The sequence below is a fragment of the Delftia sp. PX-1 genome, assembly GCF_055797465.1.
In genome coordinates this window covers 3,417,130-3,432,564 of sequence record NZ_CP184763.1, presented here as the reverse complement: position 1 = coordinate 3,432,564, position 15,435 = coordinate 3,417,130, and the positions used below count along the sequence as shown (strand labels likewise).

At 69.8% G+C, this 15,435-nt stretch carries 14 protein-coding genes; 5 read left to right on the top strand and 9 right to left on the bottom strand.

Going from position 1 to position 15,435, the window contains the following annotated elements; all coding sequences use genetic code 11:
- Positions 1-26 precede the first annotated feature (26 nt).
- On the bottom strand, positions 27-1,454 hold the full coding sequence (locus ACN20X_RS15800; protein ID WP_280047922.1) for an MFS transporter: 1,428 nt from the start codon (positions 1,452-1,454) through the stop codon (positions 27-29).
- Positions 1,451-2,692: a multidrug effflux MFS transporter gene (locus ACN20X_RS15795; RefSeq protein ID WP_016446797.1), complete on the bottom strand. Its 1,242-nt coding sequence runs from the start codon at positions 2,690-2,692 to the stop codon at positions 1,451-1,453. Before ACN20X_RS15795 ends, ACN20X_RS15800 begins: the two co-directional genes overlap by 4 nt.
- A 183-nt stretch (positions 2,693-2,875) precedes the next feature.
- On the opposite strand from ACN20X_RS15795, the gene ACN20X_RS15790 reads away from it, so the two are divergent.
- The gene (locus ACN20X_RS15790) at positions 2,876-3,574 is read left to right on the top strand and encodes an Lcl C-terminal domain-containing protein (protein WP_160853375.1); all 699 of its coding nucleotides are present in this window, start codon (positions 2,876-2,878) and stop codon (positions 3,572-3,574) included.
- A 3-nt stretch (positions 3,575-3,577) separates the two neighbouring features.
- On the opposite strand, the gene ACN20X_RS15785 is transcribed toward ACN20X_RS15790, so the two are convergent.
- From ACN20X_RS15785 to ACN20X_RS15765, 5 genes are all read right to left on the bottom strand, one after another.
- The gene (locus ACN20X_RS15785) at positions 3,578-4,483 is read right to left on the bottom strand and encodes an SDR family oxidoreductase (protein WP_047218264.1); all 906 of its coding nucleotides are present in this window, start codon (positions 4,481-4,483) and stop codon (positions 3,578-3,580) included.
- 191 nt (positions 4,484-4,674) lie between these two features.
- Positions 4,675-5,694, bottom strand: coding sequence for an NADP-dependent oxidoreductase (locus tag ACN20X_RS15780; protein ID WP_016452875.1), 1,020 nt, complete (start codon positions 5,692-5,694; stop codon positions 4,675-4,677).
- Positions 5,695-5,792: 98 nt separating this feature from the next.
- The gene (locus ACN20X_RS15775) at positions 5,793-6,215 is read right to left on the bottom strand and encodes a PaaI family thioesterase (RefSeq protein ID WP_016446794.1); all 423 of its coding nucleotides are present in this window, start codon (positions 6,213-6,215) and stop codon (positions 5,793-5,795) included.
- Between the two features lie 117 nt (positions 6,216-6,332).
- Positions 6,333-7,124: an SDR family oxidoreductase gene (locus tag ACN20X_RS15770; protein ID WP_016452876.1), complete on the bottom strand. Its 792-nt coding sequence runs from the start codon at positions 7,122-7,124 to the stop codon at positions 6,333-6,335.
- A gap of 137 nt (positions 7,125-7,261) precedes the next feature.
- A complete protein-coding gene (locus tag ACN20X_RS15765; RefSeq protein WP_016452877.1) occupies positions 7,262-7,981 on the bottom strand; it encodes a methylated-DNA--[protein]-cysteine S-methyltransferase in 720 nt (239 codons plus the stop codon).
- A 163-nt stretch (positions 7,982-8,144) separates the two neighbouring features.
- Between ACN20X_RS15765 and ACN20X_RS15760 the strand changes: the two genes are divergently transcribed.
- Both ACN20X_RS15760 and ACN20X_RS15755 read left to right on the top strand, forming a co-directional pair.
- On the top strand, positions 8,145-8,459 hold the full coding sequence (locus ACN20X_RS15760; protein WP_016446792.1) for a hypothetical protein: 315 nt from the start codon (positions 8,145-8,147) through the stop codon (positions 8,457-8,459).
- Between the two features lie 156 nt (positions 8,460-8,615).
- Positions 8,616-9,584, top strand: a complete 969-nt coding sequence (locus ACN20X_RS15755; RefSeq protein WP_016446791.1) for a class I SAM-dependent methyltransferase — start codon at positions 8,616-8,618, stop codon at positions 9,582-9,584.
- On the opposite strand, the gene eno is transcribed toward ACN20X_RS15755, so the two are convergent.
- Complete coding sequence (eno, locus tag ACN20X_RS15750; protein ID WP_016452878.1) at positions 9,530-10,864, bottom strand: phosphopyruvate hydratase; 1,335 nt, start codon at positions 10,862-10,864, stop codon at positions 9,530-9,532. The genes ACN20X_RS15755 and eno overlap by 55 nt on opposite strands.
- A 105-nt stretch (positions 10,865-10,969) precedes the next feature.
- Between eno and ACN20X_RS15745 the strand changes: the two genes are divergently transcribed.
- Positions 10,970-11,887 (top strand): LysR substrate-binding domain-containing protein, encoded by a 918-nt coding sequence (locus ACN20X_RS15745; protein ID WP_016452879.1) that lies wholly within the window; start codon positions 10,970-10,972, stop codon positions 11,885-11,887.
- A gap of 10 nt (positions 11,888-11,897) precedes the next feature.
- On the opposite strand, the gene ACN20X_RS15740 is transcribed toward ACN20X_RS15745, so the two are convergent.
- Positions 11,898-13,064 (bottom strand): helix-turn-helix domain-containing protein, encoded by a 1,167-nt coding sequence (locus ACN20X_RS15740; RefSeq protein ID WP_223275274.1) that lies wholly within the window; start codon positions 13,062-13,064, stop codon positions 11,898-11,900.
- 125 nt (positions 13,065-13,189) lie between these two features.
- Between ACN20X_RS15740 and ACN20X_RS15735 the strand changes: the two genes are divergently transcribed.
- Positions 13,190-15,409 (top strand): TonB-dependent receptor domain-containing protein, encoded by a 2,220-nt coding sequence (locus ACN20X_RS15735; RefSeq protein WP_473209559.1) that lies wholly within the window; start codon positions 13,190-13,192, stop codon positions 15,407-15,409.
- The last annotated feature ends 26 nt before the right edge of the window (positions 15,410-15,435 follow it).

Below are 15,435 nucleotides of genomic sequence, written 5' to 3'. Positions count from 1 at the left end.
AAGTTCAATGCCATTTGCCGGTCTGTTCAGTGCCTGGCGGCGGGCGCCGTGCGCACGCGCAGCATGCTGAACACGCCCGCCATGGCCGCAAAGCAGCCCGCCACGGCCAGGGCCACGATTTCGGCATGGCCGCCATGCCCGCCCGAGACGGTGAAGATGGTGGCCAGCACCACGGCCCCCAGCGTCTGCCCCGTGAGCCGCGCCGAGCTCAGCATGCCGCCGGCCGCGCCGCTGCGTGCCAGCGGCGCCGAGGTCACGATGGTGTGGTTGTTGGGCGACTGGTACAGCGCAAAGCCGCTGCCCGCCAGCAGCATGCGCCAGACCATGTCCAGGGTCGAGGGCGCATCGGGCATGGCCGCCAGCGCCCACAGGCCGCAGGCGAACATGGCCATGCCGATGCCGCCCAGCAGCCCGTCCGCATAGCGGCCGATGAGCCGGCCCGCAATGGGAGCCGTCATCACCGTGGCCAGCGGCCAGGCCGTGATCAGCAGCCCGGCCTCGATGGGCGACATGCCGTGCGACTCCAGCAGCAGGAAAGGCAGGGCCAGGTAGGCCAGCATCTGCGCGCAAAAGGCGCTGACCGATCCGCACATGGACAGCGCGAACACCGGAATGCGCAGCAGGTCCACCGGCAGCAGCGGCGCAGGCAGGCGCCACTGGCGGCGCACATACCACAGCCCCACCAGCAGGCCCGCGCCCAGCAGCCACCAGCCCGAAGGCAGGGACGACTGGGCATCGCCGGCGCGCATGCCCAGCTGCTCGCCGCCCAGGAAGATCAGGCTGAACATGAGGATGTTGAGCAGCACATCCAGCGGCGACAGCCGCGCGCCCGCGTGTGCCGGCACCGCATTGGCCGGCAGCGCCCGGCGTCCCAGCCACAGCGTGAACAGGCCCAGCGGCAGGTTGGCCGCAAACAGCCAGGGCCAGCTGGCCACCGACAAAATGGCCGCCGCCACCGAAGGCCCGGCCATGGATGCCGTGGCCACCACCAGCGAATTGACGGCCATGCCCCGGCCCAGCAAGGCACGCGGATAGATCAGCCGCACCAGGGCGGCATTGACGCTCATCACGCCCGCAGCGCCCAGGCCCTGCAGCGCCCGCGCAGCCACCAGCGTGGGCAGCGATGTGGCCAGCATGGCTGCCAGCGAGGCCAGGGAGAACACCAGCATGCCCACCAGATACACGCGGCGGTAGCCCAGGCGTTCGCCCAGGGCCGCCAGCGGCAGCAGCAGCACCAGGCTGGCAAGCTGGTAGGAATTGACCACCCACAGCGTATGGGCCGAGCTGGCCTGCAGCTCGCGCGCCATGGCTGGCAGTGCCAGATTGACGAGGGTGCTGTCCAGCACCGACAGCGTCAGCCCCAGGATGATGACCAGCATGGCCTGGCCACGGGGGCCGGACGCAAGTCCGTCGGGTACAGGCCCACCAGCCTCTGCTGCGGGAGCCACGCTCATGAATGGCCCTTTGCACCCACGCGGTGGGCACGTGCGCCGCCCAGCGTGATCCAGGCCAGCGCCACGCCGATCAGCGCGCCCGTGGCCATGCCCACCACCATGGGCAGGGGCTTGCCCGTGGAGAACAGGCCCACGATCTGCATGGCCGCCGCACCCGACAGCATCTGCAGCGTGCCCAGCAGCGCCGAGGCCGTGCCGGCGATGGCGCCATGCTCCTCCAGCGCCAGCACCGAGGTCGTCGGAATCACCAGCCCCATCAGCGCACTGGCCACGAAGTACAGGCCGATCAGCACGGCCAGCCGCTCACCGCCCAGCAGGTAGTACGACAGCAGCGACAGCATCACCAGGCCCGAGCCGGTGGCCGCCACCTTGACCACGCGCACCAGGCCGAAACGCTGGCCCAGCCAGCCCGTGAACTGCGCCGCGCCGATGAAGGCGATGGCGTTGAGCCCGAAGGCCAGGCTGTACTGGGTGGAGCTGAGCCCGTAGTAGTTGATCAGCACAAAGGGCGAGCCAGCCAGGTAGACGAAAAAGCCCGCCATGGCGCAGCCGCCGATGAAGACCAGGCCCAGGTAATGCCAGTCGCGCAGCAGCACGCCGTAGGCGCGCAGTGCGCCGGCCACGCTGCTGTCCAGCCGTGCGGCGGCCCCGCGCGTTTCCTTCAGGCCCATGAACACGGCCGCCAGGCCGATCACGGCCGCCACGGCCACGGCCCAGAACACGCCGCGCCAGCTGCTCACGGCGATCACGCCGCTGCCGGCCAGCGGCGCCAGGATGGGAGAGACGCTGAACACCAGCATCAGCAGCGACATCATGCGGGCCGCCGCATGGCCGGTGTGCAGGTCGCGCACCACGGCGCGCGGCACGGCCATGCCGGCGGCCGCGCCCAGGCCCTGGATGAAGCGCAGCACCACCAGCGTCTCGATGCTGGTGGCCATGGCGCAGCCCACGCTGGCCAGCGCGAACACGGTCAGGCCGAAGTACAGCGGCGGCTTGCGCCCCACCATGTCCGAGACCGGCCCGTACAGCAGCTGGCCCACGCCCAGCGAAAGAAAGAAGGCCGTCAGGCTGGCCTGCACCGCGCCCACCTGGGCACCCAGGCTGCTGCCGATCTGGGGCAGCGCGGGCAGGTACATGTCGATGGCAAACGGGCCGATGGCCGAGAGCAGGCCCAGGATCAGCACCAGGCGCAGCGTGTGGGAATCAGGGGAAGCGGGAGACGAAGAGGGAGAAGGCATAGACGCAGACATAGACGCGCCATTGTGGCGGCAAGCGCTGCGGGCTGCAGGGCGGTGCTCACATTTCCTGGGCAGGCAGGCCGGCGCGTGCGGCGCTGCCGGCTTGCCGTGGCACAAGTTTGCGGGGCCGCAACCCTGTTACGCTCGGATACGAGATTGCCAACACAGCAGCATAGACACCCCATGCACTCATCCACGCCCCTCTTCCTGCCGACCCTCAACGCATTGCCAAGGCCCCTGCTTGCCGCCCTGCTGCTGGGCGCGTGCATGCAGGGCCCGGCCCATGCGGCGCCGCCGCAGGCCCGCGGTGACGCCAAGGCCGGCGCCACTGCCATGCTGGAAGTGTCCGAAGACGGCCGCGACGTGATCGACCGCCGCGCCCGCCTGCTGTGGCCGCGCTGCGTGGAAGGCATGCACTGGAATGGCAAGACCTGCGCGGGCCTGCCGGAGCTGTTCACGCACAAGCAGGCGCAGGCCCTGGCCGCCGAGCGGGCCAAGCAGGACGGCGTGCGCTGGCGCCTGCCGCGCGTCAACGAGATGCGCCGGCTGATCTCGCGCGATATACGGCCGCAAGGCCTGTCGCCCGAGCTGTTCCCGGGCGCGCCGCGCGGCTGGCACTGGACGGGCACGGCAGCGGTGAACGCACGGCCCGTCAATCCCTACAACTACAGCAACATCTCGGGCAGCGCCGGTACGCAGCTGTCTGCCCAGCAGGCCTGGGCGATTGACCTCGACAGCCTGGAGACGCGGCCCGACATGGGGCGCGGCAACCAGCTCATGGTCCGGCTGGTGCGGCCCCTGCCCTCCGCGCCGCCCGATGAAAAGGCCGAGGCTCCCGCCAGGCCAGCCCCCCACAGGCCGGACCCGGACGAAGAGGACTGACGCTCAGGCCGCGCGCAGCGAGGCCTTGAGGCTGGCGCCCAGTTCGGGCTTGTGCGCGAACGGGTCGGTGGGGTTGCGGCCCTGCACCACATCCTCCATGCGGGTCTGGACCGAACCCAGGGCCTGCGGATGGCTGTAGATGTAGAAATGGTTGGCCGCAATGGCGTCGAAGACCTTCTGCGCCACATCGGTGGCCGTGACCTTGCCCGAGCCCACGGCCTTCTCGCTCATGGCCTGGCCGATCTTCTGGCTGGCCGTCAGCGGCTGGGCGGCCAGATGGCTGGGCCGGTTGCGCTCGCTGTGGCTGATGCCCGTAGGCACGAAGAAGGGGCACAGCACGCTGGCGCTGATCTGGTCGGAGACCAGGGCCAGGTCCTGGTACAGCGTCTCGGTCAGGCTGACCACGGCATGCTTGCTGACGTTGTAGATGCCCATGTTGGGAGGCGCCAGCAGCCCGGCCATGCTGGCCGTGTTGACGATGTGGCCCTCGAAGGACGGATCGGCCTTGGCGGCCTCCAGCATCATGGGCGTGAACAGCCGCACGCCGTGGATCACGCCCCAGAGGTTGACGCCCAGCACCCACTGCCAATCTTCCAGCGTGTTCTCCCAGACCAGCCCGCCCGCGCCCACGCCTGCGTTGTTGAACACGAAGTGCGGCGCGCCGAACTGCTGGCGCACCTCGTCGGCCAGGGCCTGCATCTGGGCTGCGTCGGACACATCCACGCGGCGTGCCAGCACACGCACGCCCTGCCCTTCGAACTCGGCGGCAGCCTTGTCCAGCGCCTCCTGCTGCACATCGACCAGCACCAGGTTCATGCCCAGCTTCGCGCCAATGCGCGCGCACTCCAGGCCGAAACCCGAGCCCGCGCCCGTCAGCACGGCCGTCTTGCCCTTGAAGTTCTTGATCATTCCCTTGTCTCCTTGTCTTGTCCTGATGTTCTTGTGGAAGGATTTGGCAATTAACCCTGGCCCGTACACAGCCCTCCCTCCTGGCACTGGCAGAGCCCGCCTCAGGGACACCGAGGAAGGGCCGCCCCGCACCGAGGGTGTCGTCCCCCTCCCTCGCGAAGCGAGTAGAGAGGGGGAAGGCGCGAAGCGACTCAGGGGGTGAGCTTCACAAGCTGCTTTCCGAAGTTCTTGCCCTTGAGCAAGCCCAGGAAGGCCGAGGGTGCGGAGGCAATGCCTTCGGCAATGCTCTCGCGCGGGCGCAGCTTGCCGGTGCCCACCAGGCGGCCCAGTTCCTGCAGCGCCTCGGGCCAGACTTCCATGTGCTCGCTGACGATGAAGCCTTCGATGCGGATGCGGTTGACGAGGATGAGCGCGGGATTGGTCATGGGCAGCGGCTTGCCGTCGTAGCCCGCGATCATTCCGCACAGCGCGATCCGCGCAAAGGCGTTGGTGCGCAGCAGCACGGCGTCGAGGATGTAGCCGCCCACGTTCTCGAAGTAGCCGTCGATGCCCTGCGGGCAGGCGTCCTTGAGCGCCTTGGCCATGGTCTTGGTGTCGGGGTGCTCGCGGTAGTCGATGCAGGCGTCGAAGCCCAGCTCCTCGGTGGCGTAGCGGCACTTCTCGGGGCCGCCCGCAATGCCCACCACGCGGCAGCCGCGTGCCTTGGCCAGGGCCGCGAACGCGCTGCCCACGGCGCCCGTGGCGGCGCTGACCACAACGGTCTCGCCGGCCTTGGGGGCGATGATCTTGACCAGGCCGTACCAGGCCGTCACGCCGGGCATGCCCACGGCGCCCAGGTAGTGCGACAGCGGCACATGGGTGGTGTCCACCTTGCGCAGCATGCCGGGCGCATCGCCATCGACCACGCTGTATTCCTGCCAGCCGCCCATGCCCACGACCTTGTCGCCAACGGCAAACTTGGGATGGCGGCTTTCCACCACCTCGCCCACGGTGCCGCCGATCATGACCTCGCCCAGCGGCTGGGGCTGGGCATAGCTCTTGCTGTCATTCATGCGGCCGCGCATGTAGGGGTCCAGGCTCAGGTAGTGGTGGCGCACCAGCACCTGGCCTTCGGCCAGCGCCGGGGTCTCGGTACTGACAAGGCGGAAATTGCTTTCCACGGCTTCGCCCTCGGGGCGGTTGTCGAGCAGGATCTGCTGGTTCACGGGCATGGGAAAACCTCCGGTGGCATCACAAACAATGGAACCAGTTCCCGGTGCTGCCGGGGCTGGCGTGTGGCATTGGGTATCTGGCAAATTCGCCGTGCGGATCAGTCCGTGGCGAGGGTTGTCTCGGCGGCGGCCGGCTTGGCCACGCGCGGCATGTACTTGAACGTTCCGGTCGCATGGCTGCACAGCCGGCCCGAGGCATCGAACACGCGCGCCTCGGTATAGGCCATGGAACGCGTGCGGTGCAGCACCACGCCCTTGGCCACCAGGGGGCCGCGCGCCGGCTGCATGAAGCTGGTCTTCATCTCTATGGTCACGCAGCCCATGTCGCGCTGCAGGCTGCGTGCGGCCACGGCCATGGTCACGTCCAGCAGGGTCATGGTGGCGCCGCCGTGGGTCACGTCAAAGGTGTTCAGGTGCTCGGGACGCGCCTCGAAGCGCAGTTCGGACTCCCCGTCCTCCATGCGGTGCAGGGTGAAACCCAGGTGGTCGACGAAGGGGATGGGGTGGCCAAAATCCAGCACGAAATTCTCCAGTTCAGATCGCAATGCAGGCGAGCATAAGGGCGCCCGAAGGCACCATGGCGCGCGGCGGCACGATCTGCGGGAAAAACTGTCACCTCGGCAGCAGCGCCACCGCGTTCAGCCACCCACCAGGGCGCTGACGCCGCCGTCCACGGCCATCCACTGGCCGGTGATGTGCTTGCCCGCGTCGCTGGCGTACAGCAGGGTCAGGCCCTTGAGGTCCTCGTCGTCGCCCAGGCGGCGCAGCGGGGCATGGGATTTCATCTCGTCCTCGCCCAGGGTCTCGATCAGCACGCTGGCCATCTTGGTCTTGAAAAAGCCCGGGCAGATGGCGTTGACGGTGATGCCATGCACGCCCCACTCGCCGGCCAGCGCGCGCGTGAAGTTGATGACGGCTCCCTTGGAGGTGTTGTAGGCAATGGTCTTCATGCCCAGAGGGTTGCCGCCCAGGCCTGCGATGGAGGCCAGGTTGATGATGCGCCCGGTCTTGCGCGGGATCATGCTGCGCCGCGCGATCTGCTGGCTCAGCAGGAAGTAGCCGCGCACGTTGAGGTTCATCACCTTGTCCCAGGCGGCCACGGGGTGCTCCTCGGCCGGCGCGCCCCAGCTGGCGCCCGCGTTGTTGATGAGGATGTCCACCTGGCCCAGGCGCTCCAGCGTCTCGGCGGCCAGGCGCTCGATATCGGCCTCGTTGGCGCAGTCGGCGGCAATCCAGCGGGCGTCGATGCCGGCGGCCTGCAGCTCGGCGGCGGCTTCCTCCAGGTCGGCGGCCTTGCGCGAACTCAGCATGATCCTGGCGCCCGCCTCGCCCAACGCATGGGCCATCTGCAGGCCCAGGCCGCGCGAGCCGCCGGTCACCAGAGCGGTCTTGCCGGTGAGGTCGAAAAGTTGCTGCACATTGCGAGTCATTCGTCTGTCTCCTGGTCCGGGTCTTGTGTGCCGGTCATGGGTGGAATGGAGGGCGGCCCTCCCTTGCCGGGACGGCCTGCAGCGGCGATTGTGCAAGCCGCCCCGCCGTGCCGCATGTCACATGCGTGTCCGGCCCGTCAATCCCCGAACAGCGAGCGCGTGCCGCCCCAGGCCGCACCCTCGATCTCCAGCATGCGCAGCTTGGTCAGCGCACCTGCGCCGCCCGAAAAACCGCCCGGCTGGGCGCCGGCGGCCAGCACGCGGTGGCAGGGAATCACGGGCGCGAAGGGGTTGAGGCCCAGCGCCTGTCCCACGGCGCGCGACAGGCCCACCTCGCCCAGCTCGCGCGCGATCTCGCCATAGGTGCGCGTATGGCCGGGAGCGATGGCACGCGTCAGCTCGTAGACGCGGCGGTGAAATTCCGACACGCCGTGCCAGTCCAGCGCCAGCTCGGCCAGATCCGGCAATGCCTGGCCTGCGGGCAGCATGCGCCGTGCCCGCAGGTCGGGCAGCACCGGGCCGTCACGCAACTGCTGCGCGCTGGGCGCGGAAGGCTCCACGGTCCATTCGCCATGGCCCGCCATGAGCACCTGCACGCCGGCGATGGCCTGTGCCACGCTGGCCGGCAGGTCCTCGGCGCGCACCGCTGCCGCATAGCTGCCGGGCCTGCGCGATTGCACGCCGCGCAGCATGCGCGTGCGCGTGGCAGCCGGGCCGTCCACCTCGGGCAACTGAAAGGCCGCAAGGCCGCAGTCGCCCCAGGCCACGCCGCAGGGCCCCAAGCGCGTGGCAAACAGCGCATGGCCCGTGGCTTCGGGGTCCCAGGCCGGGCTGCCCGTGGTCGATTCGTTCGTCATGGCGGTGGTTTTCTCCTTGCAGGCGATTGTGGCCGCATGGCTGCCACCGCTGCCCGCAGCGACCCCACCGGCACGACACTGTAAAAAAACACTGGATAAATACTGGATGTGCAGCCAGTTATTACTGTATATTTCGCCAGTCATCATCCTCATCTCATGAACCATGGACATGCAAGAAGCCGCCTTCACCGTCACCTTGTGTGACTACCCCAACCTGCCCGAGCAGGAACGCAACAAGGCCGAGGCACGCTATGCCCGCGTGCTCGAACGCCAGCTCGGCAGTGCCGAGCAGGTCAGCGAAACCCTGTCGCTTGTACAGGGGCTGGAGGACATGCCTCCAGAGGAAATCAGCGAAGACGCCAAGCTCGCCTTCACCCGCTGGATGAAAGCCGCCCGCGCCGCCACCGAGGCCGGCATGCAGGGCCTGGGCGATGGCGAGTGCAGCTTCTTCGAGGTGCGCCGCGGCTGGCGGCATTGAACCTGCCCGCGGCACCGCTGAATGGGGCCTGAGCCCGGGTTTGCCTGGGCTGGGCCCCAAACTGCATACACTGGCAGACCTTTTCGTCGGCCCCTGCCTGGTTCCAAGCGGTTCCACCGGGCATGCCCGGCACCCCTGCCAGACACAGCCCTTCCCATGCAAGCCCTGCTCGACGCCATCGCCCGGATGGCCCTGCCCTCCGACGCCCAACGCATCTTCCACGGCCGTGGCGGCCTGTACCCGGGCTGCGAGCATCTGGTGCTCGATGCCTTTCCGCCCGTGCTGGTGCTCACCAGCTTCCAGCCGCTGGACGAAGACGCCCTGGCCGCCATCGGCACGGCGCTGTCACTGCGCTGGAGCGAACTGGCACCGGGCCAGCCCCTGAACTGGGTCTACCAGCTGCGCCAGCCCGCCGCGCCCGCCGAAACCCGGCTCATGGCCGGCGAAGTGCCAGACCCGCACATCGTCACCGAGGCCGGCACGCGCTACCGCGTGCAGGTGCTGCGCGGCCAGAACCACGGCCTGTTCCTGGACATGGCCGAAGGCCGGCGCTGGGTGCACGCGCATGTGGCCAACCATCCCGAGCACCGCCATGGCATCAAGGTGCTCAACCTGTTCGCCTACACCTGCGCCTTTTCGGTGGTGGCCCTGCAGGCCGGCGCGCGCCATGTGATGAACATGGACATGGCCCAGGGCGCGCTGGCCACGGGCCAGCAGAACCACCGGCTCAACGATCTGTCGGGCGCCAGCTTCCTGGCCCACGACATCTTCAGCAGCTGGGGCAAGATCACGCGCGGCGGGCCGTACCACCTGATCGTGGTGGACCCGCCCAGCTACCAGAAGGGCAGCTTCGTCGCCACCAAGGACTATGCCCGCCTGATGCGCCGCCTGCCCGACCTGCTGCGCCCCGGCGGCCATGTGCTGCTGTGCCTGAACGCGCCCGAGATGGGCACGCAGTTCCTGACATCGCAGATGCAGGAAGTGGCCCCCGAGCTGGAGTTCGTCGAGCGCCTGGCCAATCCGGCCACCTTCGCCGACATCGACGCCGAGCGCAGCCTCAAGGTGCTGGTCTACAGGGCGCCCGCAACCCCCGCAACACCCGCAGCGGCCGACACGGCTTCCTGACCCGCCCGGCCCTTGAGCGCACGGCGCCCCGCATAGACGGCGGCCGGGCCCAGTTCGCGCTCGATGCGCAGCAGCCGGTTGTACTTGGCCGTGCGGTCGGCGCGCGACAGCGAGCCGGTCTTGATCATGGCGCACTGGGCGGCCACGGCCAGGTCGGCAATGCTGGTGTCCTCGGTCTCGCCCGAGCGGTGCGACATCACCACGCCATAGCCCGCGCCATGCGCCAGGCGCAGCACGTCCCAGGTTTCGGTCAGCGTGCCGATCTGGTTGATCTTGACCAGGATGGCGTTGCCCACGCCCCGGCCAATGCCGCCCTCGAACAGGCCGGGGTTCGTGCAGAACACATCGTCGCCCACCAGCTGGCAGCGTCCGCCCAGGCGCCGGCCCAGGGCCTGCCAGCCCTCGATATCGTCCTCGGCCATGCCGTCCTCGATGGAGACGATGGGGTAGTGCTCCACCAGTTGCGCCAGGTAGTCCACCTGCTGCTGGCGGCTGCGCACCAGGCCCTCGCCCGCGTAGCGGTAGCCGTCCTCGCCATGGAATTCACTGGCCGCAGGGTCCAGGGCCAGGGCGATGTCCCTGCCGGGGCGCAGGCCGGCGCGCTCGATGGCGGCCATCAGGTGGTCCAGCGCCTCGGGCGCGCTGCGCAGGGCGGGCGCAAAGCCGCCCTCGTCGCCCACGTTGACGCTGTGGCCTGCGGCCTTGAGGGCATGGCGCAGCGTGTGGAAGACCTCGGCGCCCATGCGCAGCGCCTCACCGAAGCTGTCCGCCCCCACCGGCAGCAGCATGAACTCCTGGAAGTCCAGCGGATTGTCGGCATGGGCGCCACCGTTGATGACATTGATCATGGGCACGGGCAGCACGCGCGCCTGGGCACCGCCCATGTGCCGCCACAGCGGCATGCGCTGGCTGGCCGCCGCCGCGCGGGCCACGGCCAGCGACACGCCCAGCAGCGCGTTGGCGCCCAGCCGGCTTTTGCCGGGCGTGCCGTCCAGCGCCATCATGGCCGTGTCGATACGGCCCTGGGCGTCGGCCTGCATGCCGCGCAGCAGATCGCGCAGCTCGGTGTTGACGGCCTGCACCGCCCCCAGCACGCCCTTGCCCAGGTGGCGCGAGGCATCGCCGTCGCGCCGCTCCAGCGCCTCATGCCGCCCCGTGGAGGCGCCCGAGGGCACCAGGGCCAGGCCGCGTGCGCCGTCCTCCAGCTCGACCTCGACCTCCACGGTGGGATGGCCCCGGCTGTCCAGCGCCTCATGGGCCGCGATATCGGTGATCTGCATGGAAACTCCTTTTCGTCAAGAAATTGAACTGTGCAAAGGAGCTGGCAAGCCTGCAAAACTCCAATGCACAGGCACCCATGCTAGAAATCACGACGATACGGGACAATGCAGTTTTTCTGCCCATGCGTCAGCTTTTCTGACGAATTGATTGCCATGAGACAACTGCCGCCGCTGGCCGCCCTGCGCGCCTTCGAGGCCATTGCCCGCACCGGCTCGGTGACCCGCGCGGCCGAGGAACTGTGCCGCAGCCACGGCGCCATCAGCCGCCACCTGCGCCTGCTGCAGGAGCACGCGGGCGCGGCGCTGTTCGAGAAAGAAGGCACGGGCCTGCGCCTGACCGAGGCCGGCGCCGCCTTCCATGCCTCGGTGCGCACGGCCTTCGACCAGCTGGAGGCCGCCTATGCCCAGCTGGCGCGCGACGCCCAGGCGCCGGGGCTGCATGTGGCCTGCAGCGCCACCTTTGCCATGCGCTGGCTGGTGCCGCAGCTGGCGGTGTTCTACCGCAGCCACCCGCATATCCGCATCCGCCTGTCCATGACCTCGGCGCGCGAGATGCGCCACGAGGGCGCCGACCTGATCATTGCCTGGGACCTGTCCACCTACGCCGAGGCCGACCGCCGCCGCGCCATCGAACTGGCGCCCGTGCACTTCGGCGCCGTCTGCACGCCGGCCTATGCCCGGCGCCGGCCCGCCAATCGCGCGCGCATTGCACATGAGTACACGGCCAGCGCATGGAACCAGTGGGAAGCCCTGACGGGCCAGCCCGTGGCCCTGGGCGAGACGCTGGCGTTCCCCCACACCCACCTGTGCATAGAGGCAGCACTGTCGGGCCTGGGCGTTGCCCTCGTGGAGCAGCGGCTGATCGCACGCGAGCTCCAGGAGGGGCTGCTGGTGGCGCCCCATGGCTTCGTGCCCTTCGAGGGCGGCCTGCGCGCCGTGCCCGCTGCAGGGCGTGCGCTGCCGGCCCAGGCGGGGGTCTTCATCGAATGGATGCGCGGCGCGCTGGCCGCCGTTCCGGCATAGGCCAGACGGCCTAGGCCCTGCCCCATTCGCGCAGGCGCCGGTACAGCAGCCCGCGCGAGACGCCCAGCATGCGGGCGGCCTGCGAGATATTGCCCTGGCAGCGGGCCAGGGCCTGCTCGATCAGCTCGCGGCTGGCCTCGCCCAGGGAGGACGGTGCCTCGGACGGCGCCTCGGCGGGCGGCGGCAGGGCCTCGATGGCCGGCAGCATCTCCTCGACCTGGGAAGATGCCTCATCCAGCCTCGCCTCCATCCACAGCGTCAGCCCCGTGGGCAGCATCTGCGGGCGCGCCTGGCCGTGGTGGGCCAGCTCCAGCAACTGGTTCAGGCCCAGGCCGAAGACCTCTTCGGCCGCAACCCCTTCGGCGGGCCTGCGCGGGCAGTCGAACAGTTGGGCGCCCACGCCGTTGAACCAGCGCACCATGCCGCCGCCATCCACGGCGGCCAGCCCTTCCAGCGGCGTGCCGAACATGCTGCGGCTGGACTGGAAGCGCAGCAGCAGGTGCATGCGGGCGGCGCCCACCAGCAGCCGGTTCTCGATGCAGGTGGCGTACATGTGGGCCATGGCGCCCGCATCGAAGCGAAAGGGGCCCGCCTCGCTGCTCAGGTCCAGCATGGCCACGGTGCGCCCGCTGGCGTCGCGCACGGGCGCGGCCGCGCAGTGCAGCGAGGCCAGGCAGCGAAAGAAATGCTCGCCGCCACGCACATGGCAGACCTCGCCCGTGCGCACGGCCACGCCGGGTGCGCCCGTGCCCACGGCATCCTCGGCAATGTTCACGCCCACGCGCGCGGCCGTCAGCAGCAGCGGGCCGTCGCCCGGCGTGGGGCGCGAGGCGATCAGCACCACGCCCTCGCTGCAGGTGAGCATGGCGCGCGCCTGGCTGCCCGCGATCACGGTTTCGAGTTCGGCGATGGGGTCGCGCGCCGCCTCGATCAGCGCGCGGTTGTGGGTCAGCAAGGTGGCCGTGCGGATCTTGCTGACCGGGTCGAAGCTGATCTTCTCGTCGGGGCTGCGGCTGGCGCCCAGGCAGCGCGTCCAGGACTGCAGCACGGGCTCGGACACCAGGCCCGAGGGGCGCTCGCCACGCTCGAAATAGCGCTCGCGCGCCAGGGCCACCCGGTCCTGGCGCGAGGCATAGAAGGGATTGGAGGGCAGTGGGGCGGGAGGCGGCTGTTGCATGACGGACATCAAAACTGCCGCGATTGTTGTTCCGCCACGGCACAGGACAGCACTAGGGAAATCACCCGTGTTGGAACGGCTTGCCGGGCTCGGTAACCTCGGGCATCGCCACAGGCCCGCCCGCAATGACACGCTCCCCACACAGCACAAGACACCCCCGGCCCGCCCTGCCCACCCTGGGCGCCGCACTGGCCTGCACGCTGCACGCCCTGCACGCGCTACCCGCCCACGCGGCGGACGCAGCGCAGGACTCCAGCGAGGCCCTGCTCGCCCCCGTGGTCATCACGGCCAGCCAGCCCGGCGCCGGCCCCGACCTGTGGCGCGCAACGGCCGCCATCGATAGCGTGGACGGCACGGTGCTGCGCGAGGGGCAGATGCAGGTCAACCTGTCCGAAAGCCTGGCGCGCGTGCCGGGCCTGGTGGTGCTGAACCGCCAGAACTTCGCACAGGACCTGCAGATCTCGGTGCGCGGCTTCGGTGCGCGCTCCACCTTTGGCGTGCGCGGCCTGCGCCTTTACGTGGACGGCATTCCGGCAGGCGCGCCCGACGGCCAGGGCCAGGCCGCCAACTTCACGCTGGGCAACGCCGCGCGCCTGGACGTGGTGCGCGGCCCGGCCGCCGTGCTCTATGGCAACAGCGCAGGCGGCGCACTGCTGCTGTACACCGAAGACGGCGAGGAACCGGGCCTGTGGCGCAGCGGCATGGCCGTGGGGCCGGACGGGCTGTGGCGCCTGTCCACCCAGCTGCGCGGCACGATCGGGGGCGGAAAGCCGGACCAGGCGGATGGCGGCTCCGCCCCATGGCGCTATACCATCCACATCGAGCGCTTCGCCACTGACGGCATGCGCCCCCAATCGGCCGCAGACCGCAGTACGGCCCACATGAAACTGTCGCGCCAGCAAGGAGATGACCAATGGCTGCTGCAGTACCAGGAGCAGCGCGCCAGCGCCCAGGACCCGCTGGGCCTGACGCGCGCCGAGTTCGAGGCCGACCCCGGCCAGACCACGGCCAGCGCGCTGCGCTTCAATACGCGCAAAAGCGTGCGCCAGCGCCAGCTGGGCGCCGCCTGGCAGCACCAGTTCGGCGCGGGCCAGCGCCTGGAACTCATGGCCTATGCGGGTACGCGTTCCGTGCTGCAGTACCAGTCCATTCCCGTGGCCACGCAGGCACCGCCCTCGCATTCAGGCGGCGTGATCGACCTGGACCGCGACTACGCGGGCATGAACCTGCGCTGGCGCAGCACCCATGAGGACGTGGCCGGCGGCCGGCTGGACTGGTCGGCGGGCCTGGCCTACGACTGGCAGGGCGAGACCCGGCGCGGCTACGAGAACTTCATCGGCAGCCAGCTCGGCGTGCAGGGCCGGCTGCGCCGCGACGAACGCAACCAGGCGCGCTCCGCCGACCCCTATCTGCAGGCTGAATGGAGCACGCAGAGCCTGGCCCTGAGCGCCGGCCTGCGCCAGGCGCGCGTGCGCTACCGCTCCGAGGACCACTACATCACAGCCGGCAATGGCGACGACAGCGGCAGCATGGCCTGGCGCGGCTGGCTGCCCTCGCTGGGCCTGCGCGTGAACCTGCTGCCGGAGCTGGTGGCGCACGCATCGGTGGGTCGGGGCATGGAAACGCCCACGCTCAACGAAGTGGCCTACCGGCCCGGCGGCCAAAATGGCATGAACAGCGGCCTGAACACCGGCCTGGCCGCCAGCGCCCACAACACCGTCGAGGTCGGCCTGCGCGGACGCCACGGCAACGCGGGCTGGAACCTCACGCTGTTCGAGACCCATACCCAGCGCGAACTCACCGTGCTGTCCAACACGGGCGGGCGCGCCACCTACCAGAACGCAGGCCGCACGCTGCGCCGGGGGCTGGAATTCTCGGGCAATGCCCAATGGGAGCCGCTCACGGCCAGCACCGCCCTGACCCTGCTGCAGGCCCGCTACCGCGACAGCTTCCTGACCTGCGAGGCCACGCCCTGCACCACGCCCACCGCCCCGGTGGATGCCGGCGCGCGCCTGGCCGGCACCGCGCCGCGCCGCCTGTGGAGCGAGCTGGCCTGGCAGCTGTCGCCGCAATGGACCTGGACCGTGGACATGCTGCACAGCGGCCCCGTGGCCGTGAACGACCGCAACACCGACCGCGCGGCCGGCTACACCGTCTGGGGCTCCAGCCTGCGCTGGTCACGGCAATGGCAGCAGTGGAGCGCCCAGACCTTTGTGCGGCTGGACAACCTGTTCGACCGGCGCTTTGCAGGGTCGGTCATCGTCAACGAGGGCAACCAGCGGTACTTCGAGCCGGGTGCCGGACGCGGGCTATCGGCCGGGGTGACGGTCAGCCGGACGTTCTGAGCTGTTCCACGGCGGTACACATCCGC